This window comes from Thiofilum flexile DSM 14609 (assembly GCF_000380185.1).
In the GTDB taxonomy this organism is placed as follows: domain Bacteria; phylum Pseudomonadota; class Gammaproteobacteria; order Thiotrichales; family Thiotrichaceae; genus Thiofilum; species Thiofilum flexile.
The window spans coordinates 1-9,812 of the sequence record NZ_KB904790.1 but is presented as its reverse complement, the minus strand read 5'-3'; the positions used below and the strand labels follow the sequence as shown (position 1 = coordinate 9,812).

The following is a 9,812-nucleotide window of genomic DNA, read 5'->3' as shown; positions in this document are numbered from 1 at the left end:
AGATAGTAATCAGAGCAATTTTCCATGAAAAATTTACTTTTGACTTTTTAACTATCTCAATTTAATCAATAACTTGATTCAAGCGATTGCCCTGCCCGTATTACCGACAGCCAAGGGGGAACGCAAACCTTTGAGTACAATAGTGCGGGATTGGTCACGAAAAGTACCGATAAGAACGGTTTAATCACGCTAACAAGCTATAATGCACGCAATTTACCTGAATCCGTGACAGAAGCCGCAGGGACAGAACAGGAGAGAGTTACTTTAACTGAATGGCATGCCACTTTCCGTAAGCCTCTACGGGTGGTCGAGCCGGATAAGATGACTGAGTATGAGTATGATGCTCAAGGGCGTGAAATCAGCTCCAGTGAAGGTGAGCCGGTTGCTGCTACTGCTAGTAGTTCAATGACCACTGCGGGTGTGACTCAAGCGGGTGTAGTAGGTACTGCCAGTACCAACAGTACTACTCAGACGGGTATGGTGAAGCTCAATGCCACAATGAAACCCTCTGGTTTCTTATTTGGGCGAATCTTCCGTAAGCGCAGTCGGCAATTTAATCTCTGGGGTCTACTCAAACGCAGAACAGCACCCAATGGGGCTAATATCAGCTTTGAGTATGATAAAAAGGGTAATCGCACCTCAATTACCGATGCCTTAGGGCGTATTAGCAAGGTTTTAGCCTTTGACCTAGCCGGACGACCGCTTAAAAGCCAAGATGAAAACGGCATTATCACCGAAAAGAGCTACGATAAAGCCGGACGTTTACTAAAACTGATTCGTAATGGATTGACCTCCAGTTCAGCCTATGATCGTGCAGGACGCTTAACCAAAATCACTTATCCTGATGGCACTACTACGGCATTGACCTATACCGCAGCGGGTAAAATCGCCAGTATTCAAGATGCTCAGGGTAATACCACCAGTTACACCTATGACAGCAATGGCAATCGTTTAAGTGCCACACTGACCAATGCTACAGGACAAGTGGAGCAATCCTACCGCAAAACTTACGACTCATTAGGTCGTTTGAGTGAGTTCATTGATGCCGCAGGGCAAACCAGCTCCTATGACTATGATGCGAATAATAATCTTACCCAAGTGACGGATGCTAAAGGGCGTGAAACCCATTTTGCCTATGATACTCAGAATCGTTTAACGCAAACCACGGATGCCGCAGGCGGTGTGACAGGGTATAGCTATGATAGCAAGGGCAATCTCACCCAAGTGAAAGCACCCAATGGGGTTACAACGAGTTATAGCTATGACAGTGATAATCTAGTCACAGCTGAAACCAGTGCGGATCGTGGTACCATCAGTCAAACCTACGATGCTTCCGGTAATGTAGTGAGCAGCACCGATGCTCAAGGTCAAACCACGACCTACAGCTATGATCTACTCAATCGCAGAACTAAGACTACTTGGGCGGATGGCACAAAAGCGACCTATGGCTATGACACTTGTAGTAATGGCATTGGGCGGCTGTGTACCATTACTGATAGCAGTGGAGCGACTTATTACCAATATAACAGCCAAGGACGCGTGACTCGTAAGGATCAAGTTATTGGTAGCACCACACTCACGCAACGCTACACCTATAGCAGTGACGGTAAGCTCCAAACCGAAACCTTACCCAGTGGTGCGGTGATTGGGTATAGCTATAACCAAGATCAGCTCAGTTCTGTTAGCCTCAATGGGCAAACCTATCTGAGTGGCTTAAATTACAATGCCGCTCAAAATGTCACTCGCTGGCAATGGGCGGATGGGTCAACGAATCAGCAGACCTATGACAGTCTCGGCAGACTACAGAGCTTCACGCTTGGAGATGATACCCGCACGCTTTCCTATGATGCGGTGAGCAATATCACGGGTTGGAATGATCAAGGGGCTAACCCGCAGAGCAAAAGCTTTAGTTACGATGTATTAGACCGTTTAACCAACTATCAAGCCAGTAATGCCGCGAATGAGGCTCAAGCCTTTGAATATGATGCCAATGGCAATCGTACCGCCAAATGGGATCAAAACGCCTTAACCTCCTATCTGATCGAAGCTAATAGTAATCGCTTAGTCAGTGTGGGCAATAATGCTCAACAACTGGATGTGAGCGGCAATCTACTCAATGATAGTAAGCATCTCTATACCTATAACGCTCAGAATCGCCTCGCTAATGTGGATGGTACAAGCTACTACACCTATAACGCCAGTCAACAACGGGTCAAGAAGGCTACTCCCCAAGGTACGACCGTGTATGCCTGGTCTAAGGGGCGGGTTATTGGAGAGTATGATGCTAATGGTCTAGCCAAGCAGGAAACCGTGTATGTAGGGACGACTCCCATTGCTACGATTCAGCAAGGCAAAATCTATCGGATTTATACCGATCAGCTCAATACGCCACGGGTGATCACCGATGCAAGCGGTAAAACGCTGTGGAATTGGGATAGCACACCGTTTGGTGAGACTAAGCCCAATGAGGATGTGGATGGTGATGGTATTGCACTGAGCTATAACCCACGCTTCCCCGGACAGCTCTATGATCAAGAGACGGGGCTGCATTATAACTATCATCGGGATTATAATCCTGAGACTGGACGTTATGTACAGTCTGATCCGATTGGACTGGCAGGGGGGATGAATACGTTTGGGTATGCGTATCAGAATCCGTATGGGTATGTCGATCCGGATGGGCGTTTGGCTTGGTTTGTTCCACTAATTGTAGGAGTCTTGTTCGAGGGAGGGGGGCTAGCTCTTGAGGCATATGATAACCAGAATAACACTTGTGGAGACTGTATCCAGCCCTCTGGATTTTTGATAGGTGGTCTTCCTGGAGCAGGGGCAGTAGCTCGTACTACCGCAATGCGAGGTACTGAAGCTATTGGAGCTGCAACTCAAGCAGCTAAAACCCTGTGCTTTACAGCAGGCACCTTAATTCACACCAAGGATGGTTTAAAGCCCATTGAGACCATCAAGATAGGTGATTTAGTAGCCTCACGAAATGATGCAACAGGTGAAACTGCATGGAAGCCTGTTGTACGGTTATTCCATAACAAAGATAAAGAAATACTCAAGTTAACGCTGATCAATCAAAATGGACAACAAGAGAGCTTAGGTGTAACACCTGAACATCCCTTCAATGTGGTTGATCAAGGGTGGGTAAGTGCTGAGAAGCTACAAGTAGGAACCATAATACACAGTCTAAATGGTCAAGTGATTCGTGTGCAGTCTGTGGAGCGGGCTAATGAACGTCAGGATACCTATAATTTTGAGGTAGCGGATTATCATACCTACTTTGTGGGTGATAGTGGCGTTTGGGTGCATAATAATTGCTACGATGAGTTAGCTGATCTACTTGGTAATATGACTTCAAAAGAGTTTGATCAATTAGCTAGTCTATGGGAAAAATCAACTTTTGATACTCTTGCTGATAGCCTGAGATATCATGCCATAAAACATGCAGATGGTGATTTAGCTAAGTACTTAAGGCAAGCTGCTAATTTTACTACAAAGGGAGCAAGCAAAACCCTTAGAGATGATGGTTCCATTATTTATAAGAAAAATAGTAAGTATATTATTTTGCGTGATGGAAAAATTGCTTCATATGGTGGTATAAATGACTAGCAATAAAATTTTGATTTTAAAATTGATGGATCAAGCAAATCTTTTTTTTCTTACATATAAAGAGAAAAAGATTTTCTCAGAAGCTGTTAGAAATTATAGAAATGAAACAGACTTTGACTATATTTCCTCTTTGTGTGCAGGTGTTTGTAGTCAACTAAAATCAGGGAAAGATTTTAGTGAGGTTGATTGGGGAGGACTTGCAAGTTTTCAGCGATTTAATTTTTTTGATCAAGTAATCTATGAGAGATTTTTTATCCAAATGAGTGATTCAGAGTTAGATAGTTTTATTTCATGCTTATGTATATCACAGTTGATGCTAGATATACTAAGGTATGAAATGAATTTTGGGGTTTCTCCCAACAAAGGTGTATAACCAACCTGTTCTGGTCAAGCAAACCCTGACAGATTTAATTGAGACAACTCAAACTCCACTGGAGATTGATTGCCATTCGCCGTATGTAAACGTTCATGGTTGTAATAACGAATATATGCCTCCACATCCTGCTTCATCGTTTGTCGGGTTCGGTGGTTGACCTTTAATAACCATTCATGCTTCAAGCTACCAAAAAAGCGTTCCACCACGGCATTATCCCAGCAAGCACCGACTCCACTCATTGAGGCTTGAATACCGTGCTGCTTCAATAAGTTACTAAAGCGTTGACTCGTGTACTGAGAGCCTTGATCACTATGAAAAATCAGTCCATTCGGGGGATTTCTCAAGGTAATCGCTTGCTGCATCACTCGCTCGACCAGAGCCGTCGTCATCCTTAGATCCAGTGTCCAGCCAATGATTTTGCGTGAATATAAATCCATAACGATGGCTAAGTACATCCAGCCCTCTGGGGTTCTTAAGTAGGTCACATCACCCGCCCAGACCTGATTAGGACGGGAAGGGTTAAAGTCCTGATTGACCTGATTCGCGGCTACCCCATGACGGGGATTACGCTGAGTCGTGACCCGATACGCTTGGCGCTGAATCACCACTAAGTTCAAACGTTTCATCAGCCGACGTACCCGATAACGACCAATCTGGAAGCCTTCTTTGCGTAACCGTTTGACGAGTTCTCTAGACCCTAGACTCTCCCGACGGGCTTTAAAGAGGTGCTTGATGCGTCGATACAAGGACAACTCCTCGGCTTTTATGAGTCGAGCCGGACGTTTGAGCCAGTCATAGTAAGAGCTGCATGGCTTACCTGCATCACTCGACACGCCAGTCGAATCGGTGTCTTCGGGGGTAAGCTTTTGATAAAGCGATATCTTATCTCAGCTCTCTGGCAAAGAAGGCACTGGCCTTTTTTAGGATCTCTTTCTCCATCCGTAGCTGTTTGTTTTCCTTGCGTAGCTGCAATAGCTCTACACGCTCATCGGCACTCAATACCGTACCACCAGAAGCCGCTTCCTGTTTCTTTTTCCAGTCATAGAGTTGGTTGGGACGAATACCGAGTGAGGCTGCTGCTTCCGCTACGCTATAACCTTGCTCGGTCACTAGGGCAATCGCCTCTTCTTTAAAGGCTACGGAGTAATTCTTGTAGACTCGTTTCTGATTCATAGACACCTCGATTTAGGACAGTTTATCCTATTACTTTGTGTCAGGGGGTATTAGACCAGAACAACCATAGAGTTTCTTTGCTATTGGGTCTATCTGCATAAAGGAACCAAAAGTCCCACAGGATTTAGTCCCTTTCAGATTTCTGCTGAATGTTCCTTCCTAAGTTCCTTGATTCTGTCGGTTGGAAAATAGCGATAAAAAGTCGTCCTGCTTATCCCCATCTGATCAATTACATCACCCATAAAGGGATAGTTGGGTTCCTCCCAACAAAGGTACATAACCCACCACAGAAATTAACATTGGATACGATGTTTTTTCAGTCTGTTGTATAGATGAGCCTCAGTCGCTCATCACACTGTGCAATATTAACCCTCTGTCTTCTTTTGTAAATTGTATTACAATAGGTAATACGTTACAAAGAATAGGCCAATCATGTTTGAGTGGGATGAAGACAAAAATCAAAGCAACATTGCAAAACATGGTATTAGTTTTGACTTAGCAAAACGTATTTTTGAAGGCCCAGTGTTCACGTTCTTAGATACCCGTGATGACTATGGAGAGGATAGAGAAATTAGCATTGGTATGGTCGAGGGTATTTTGATTTTAACGGTTGTTCATACCGAACGTGAAGACGGAATTATTCGCTTAATATCAGCACGACGAGCCACCCAAGCGGAGCGAAAACGTTATGAAAACTACTTATGATCACGCATTAACTCTTGAGGAGCTAGCAGCACTACCGGATAGTGATATTGATACCAGTGATATTCCCGAGTTAGATGAAACCTTTTGGAAAAATGCCAAACTGGTAATGCCTCAAACTAAGCAACTCATTAGCCTAAGAGTTACCCCTGAAGTATTAGCCTATTTTAAAGCAACCAGCCCTACTCATTATACTACTAAAATGGCAGCCGTATTATCTGCCTATGTAGTAGCACATCAGTCCTAAGTTTTAGTTTGTTCTATTTTTTTGTTGAAGGGATATTTGAAATTTATCCCTTCAATAACTTATCCCCGGTCTGCTTCCACTCGACTCGTTTAACATGATCCAGTGGCACATTGGCTAACCCCACCAAAGCACCCAATAACTCGCCTTTATCCATCACAGGTTTACCCGTTTGAGAATCGACTAACCCCGCTTTAATCAATAAGCCTGTGACTTGGTAAAGCTCATGGTCTCGTTGTTTGCGTTGAGCTTGTTTCTCGGTTTGCAATAATTGATTGAGTGCAGCTTTAGCGGCTTGAGCTTTATCATTGGCTCGCTCGGTTTTAATCAAGGCTTTTAGTTTGCGCTCTTCTTCGGGTGTTCGAGTAGATTGCTCAGCGAGTAACACTAAAAGCTGTTGAGTTTCAGTAGATTTCTTTAAGCCTTTGATAAAAGCCAAGCGATTGACTAACCATGCATTATCCTGCTCCATTGCCGTTCTCCTCTAGTATGACTATCCCTTTAAGCATAGTGCAAAACCTCGACAAAAGAGGAGTTGCCTCCTATCCTTCTAGAATAGAAGGCGCGGTTAGACGTTTTTTACTACGTATAAAAACCACCGCGTGCTAGCCGCAGGCTTTAAGAGCAAGAGGAGTTAGCACCCATATGGCAATTGGACACCTCAGTGTTAGAGTCGGCAAGGTAGGCAAAGCCCAACCCCATGCCGCCTATATTGCCCGCCAAGGACAATACACCTATTGTCAAAAACAAGGCGAGCGCTTAGAGCATACTGAGGTCGGCAATATGCCCGCTTGGGCACAACACGACCCCTTACAGTTTTGGCAAGTCGCCGATCAATTTGAACGCGCTAATGGTTCCACCTATCGAGAATATGAGATTGCATTACCGCGTGAATTAAACCAAAGCCAAAGGCTCAACCTTGTCCATGACTTTGTAAAACAAGAGCTAGGCCATCAGTTCACTTACCAGTTCGCTATTCACAATCCCAAGGCAGCGGATGGGCAAGAACAGCCCCATTGTCATTTAATGTTTTGTGAGCGTGAGTTAGATGGTATCACGCGTGATCCTGAGCAATTCTTTAAGCGCTACAATGCTAAACATCCTGAACGAGGTGGAGCCAAAAAAACCAATACTGGTAAGGACTATGCAACCCGTCAACAGGACATAAAAGATCTACGTAAACGTTGGGAGGTCTTGTGTAATGCCCACCTAGAACAAGTAGGTTCTAAATCCCGTATTGATATGCGAAGTTATCGCGATCGAGGCAGTGAGCAAGAACCCGAACCCAAGCAACATCCTAAGCGTTGGAAAGACCCACAACAACGCGCCGTAGTCTTAGAGTTTAGAGCCGCACAACGAGAGCAAGTACAAGCTCAACACGCACTCAAAAGTGAAATCAAAGACCTCAAGGCTGATCTTATTGAGCTTAAAAAAGCGAAAAAGATACAGGCTCAACTAGAGCGGGTTTTTACCGGATTACTCCAAGAGGCACAACGTACCCTACACAGTCAAAAAGAAGAGGCACACACCCGACTTGAGCAAGCTGAACAAAACCTCAAACACTGGCAAACCCTACAACCTCAAGCTCCTACCGGATTATTGGCTTTCCTCAAGCACAAGGACTACCAACAAGACTTCAACGCCTGGCAGCAGACTTACACCGAGTTAGAACAGACTCATGCAAATGCCCAAACAGAGAGTGAAAAGAAGCGTCCAACGGTTGAGGCCTTGGCTCAACAGAACCTAGAACGCTATTACCCCGAATTAGCCAATGAGAAGAAGCGTCTTGAACGCTTACAGCAGCGCGAAGAATGGAAGGTACAACGTGCTAAAGAAAAAGAACAAGCTGAAAAACAAGCCAAGGCACAAGCCGAACAGTTAGCCCAAGCACAGGCCGAAAAGCGAGCTAAAGAGCAAGCCAAGCAAGAAAAACAAGCACAACTCGTGGCTTATCGTAAGGCCTGTGCCGACTTGCTGCGCTCTCAAGACCTAGAAGCCATTAGCAAGCGGCCTGAATTGCAAGAGATTCAGCGCAAAATTGAGCAAGAGGTAAGGTTTGGACGTGAGCGGCAAATGGTGGCAGATAAGGCAGCGGGTAGGATTGAAACCGGCTTTACGCGATTAGATCCCGTCGGACAAGGGAAACATCGGGGAATGGAGCGTTGAGCATCTGCCCTCTTCTTCTTTCCAGTCTAGACCTCGATTTCAATAGTGACACCACAGGTGTCACTATTGCGACTTCAGTCGTTTGAAACCGTACCGATACGGTACTTAATCACGTTTCAGTAGATCATTGAAGCGTTCATTGAGCGAATACAATACATCCAACATTGGGGGATCAGCCTCGCGTAGTTCGTGGCTTTTCAATACCTCGGTAAAGGCATGTTGTAGGATGGTGAGTTGTGCTTCTCGGTCAGAATAGGCAAAGGGGACAGGTGCGGAAAGCACCGTTGTGGTAGCATCAGTGTGCATTTTTCGACTCCTTTTTAAGTTCAAGTCGTGAAGTGAAGTCCTGTTCCATTGCCTGAGAACTTTGGAGCAGGGCGGTTGTTAAAATGTTATGACATTAGTTTCTTTTGTAAAAACTCCTTCAGTTCTTTGCTGGCTAGTTTCATGAGCAACCCTAGATCATTATCAGAAATGGCTTTTAGGTTTTCAAACTCTTGCTCTAAATCCTCTTGAGTGATTTCCTTTTTCTCTTTTACGGGAGCCTCTTTTGAGGCATTTTCAAAAGAAGTAGGATTTAAATCACTCGGACGCTTAAATCCATCAAACTCTTTTAGCTCTCTTGGCATCGCTGCCATTAATCGTTTTTGAGCGGCTTGAGCCTCTTCTGGTGTCATGGGTACGTCGACGGTTTCGAGTTCGGTATTGATGGATGTTTTTTGCTTTTTGGGTTTCTTGAATTTAAAGGTGAAGCTAAAGCCTGTAATTACTCGACCTTGTTTGTGTTGTTCGTAGCTAGCTGTTATATCGGTGTGTTCGTTGATTTGGTCGATAGCCAGATCAAGCACTCGGCGCTTAAAATCACTCATTCTTATATATTCACTGTTCAGTATACCTAAACGATTTCTCAAATCCCCTAGCGTTGTAACTGGTGTTTTACCTGTGCTACGCCACGCAATCAGTAGTTCATACAAGCGCACAGCGTAGCTACTGGATAATTTTGAAACCTGTTCTAACTCGTATTGAGTAAAACGGTTTTCTAACTCTGTAATCAATGGAATTACATCTGGTGCAAATACGATTTCTACTTGTGCTAAATCATCAATATAAGCAATACGGCTAACCCAGCGACTTTTAACATACTTAGTTTTGCCCTCCTTCGTTCCTTGATAGTTAAATTCGCGTTTAAATAGTTCGGTTGCGGCAACTTTCAGTGCTTCATAGGCTGAGTGTTTTTCAACATTGAATTGATTTATGTATTGGCTGGCATGAATTTCTAAAACACTATCCGAGGTTATTTTAGTGCTAGACGTTCTAGCACTCACTATCCCAAGCAATATTAAACGCTGTTCCACTAGCGTTAGCGTGTAACTGGCGTTAATTAAAGCATTGTGTTTTATAACTAAATCGTTCATTCCATTTAGACACTTTCTATTTAGAGATTACTATATACAATTGTCTTTAAAAAGACAATTGTATATCCGCAGCGCTTATAGGTCGGAAAACGTCGTCTTATAGGTCGGAAAACGTCGTCTTATA

Annotated in this window: 8 protein-coding genes and 1 pseudogene; 5 read left to right on the top strand and 4 right to left on the bottom strand. The window is 44.2% G+C overall.

Annotated elements, in window-relative coordinates:
• Positions 1-99: 99 nt before the first annotated feature.
• Positions 100-3,612, top strand: a complete 3,513-nt coding sequence (locus tag A3IK_RS0113990) for a polymorphic toxin-type HINT domain-containing protein (RefSeq protein WP_483855276.1) — start codon at positions 100-102, stop codon at positions 3,610-3,612.
• Positions 3,605-3,985 carry a hypothetical protein gene (locus A3IK_RS0113985; RefSeq protein WP_020560607.1) on the top strand — a complete coding sequence of 127 codons (381 nt, stop codon included), beginning with the start codon at positions 3,605-3,607 and terminating at the stop codon, positions 3,983-3,985. Before A3IK_RS0113990 ends, A3IK_RS0113985 begins: the two co-directional genes overlap by 8 nt.
• A gap of 14 nt (positions 3,986-3,999) precedes the next feature.
• Here A3IK_RS0113985 and A3IK_RS0113980 read toward each other — a convergent pair.
• Positions 4,000-5,161: pseudogene (locus A3IK_RS0113980) on the bottom strand (IS3 family transposase).
• A gap of 432 nt (positions 5,162-5,593) precedes the next feature.
• Here A3IK_RS0113980 and A3IK_RS0113970 point away from each other — a divergent pair.
• Positions 5,594-5,866 (top strand): BrnT family toxin, encoded by a 273-nt coding sequence (locus A3IK_RS0113970; protein ID WP_020560604.1) that lies wholly within the window; start codon positions 5,594-5,596, stop codon positions 5,864-5,866.
• On the top strand, positions 5,850-6,110 hold the full coding sequence (locus tag A3IK_RS0113965; RefSeq protein ID WP_020560603.1) for a BrnA antitoxin family protein: 261 nt from the start codon (positions 5,850-5,852) through the stop codon (positions 6,108-6,110). Before A3IK_RS0113970 ends, A3IK_RS0113965 begins: the two co-directional genes overlap by 17 nt.
• Positions 6,111-6,153: 43 nt before the next feature.
• Here the strand turns inward: A3IK_RS0113965 and A3IK_RS0113960 are convergent, their stop codons facing one another.
• Positions 6,154-6,579 carry a conjugal transfer protein TraD gene (locus A3IK_RS0113960; RefSeq protein ID WP_020560602.1) on the bottom strand — a complete coding sequence of 142 codons (426 nt, stop codon included), beginning with the start codon at positions 6,577-6,579 and terminating at the stop codon, positions 6,154-6,156.
• A 173-nt stretch (positions 6,580-6,752) separates the two neighbouring features.
• Here A3IK_RS0113960 and A3IK_RS20470 point away from each other — a divergent pair, with 173 nt between their 5' ends.
• A complete protein-coding gene (locus A3IK_RS20470; RefSeq protein WP_020560601.1) occupies positions 6,753-8,273 on the top strand; it encodes a MobA/MobL family protein in 1,521 nt (506 codons plus the stop codon).
• A gap of 105 nt (positions 8,274-8,378) precedes the next feature.
• Here the strand turns inward: A3IK_RS20470 and A3IK_RS0113950 are convergent, their stop codons facing one another.
• Both A3IK_RS0113950 and repM read right to left on the bottom strand, forming a co-directional pair.
• A complete protein-coding gene (locus tag A3IK_RS0113950) occupies positions 8,379-8,579 on the bottom strand; it encodes a hypothetical protein (protein WP_020560600.1) in 201 nt (66 codons plus the stop codon).
• Between the two features lie 86 nt (positions 8,580-8,665).
• Positions 8,666-9,688: a replication initiation protein RepM gene (gene repM / locus A3IK_RS19545; protein ID WP_020560599.1), complete on the bottom strand. Its 1,023-nt coding sequence runs from the start codon at positions 9,686-9,688 to the stop codon at positions 8,666-8,668.
• Positions 9,689-9,812 lie beyond the last annotated feature (124 nt).

Bases quoted from the DNA above. Each gene is read 5' to 3' on its own strand.
- A3IK_RS0113970 (WP_020560604.1), top strand. From the start codon at position 5,594: ATGTTTGAGTGGGATGAAGACAAAAATCAAAGCAACATTGCAAAACAT.
- repM (WP_020560599.1), bottom strand. From the start codon at position 9,688: ATGAACGATTTAGTTATAAAACACAATGCTTTAATTAACGCCAGTTAC.
- A3IK_RS0113965 (WP_020560603.1), top strand. From the start codon at position 5,850: ATGAAAACTACTTATGATCACGCATTAACTCTTGAGGAGCTAGCAGCA.
- A3IK_RS20470 (WP_020560601.1), top strand. From the start codon at position 6,753: ATGGCAATTGGACACCTCAGTGTTAGAGTCGGCAAGGTAGGCAAAGCC.
- A3IK_RS0113950 (WP_020560600.1), bottom strand. From the start codon at position 8,579: ATGCACACTGATGCTACCACAACGGTGCTTTCCGCACCTGTCCCCTTT.
- A3IK_RS0113960 (WP_020560602.1), bottom strand. From the start codon at position 6,579: ATGGAGCAGGATAATGCATGGTTAGTCAATCGCTTGGCTTTTATCAAA.
- A3IK_RS0113985 (WP_020560607.1), top strand. From the start codon at position 3,605: ATGACTAGCAATAAAATTTTGATTTTAAAATTGATGGATCAAGCAAAT.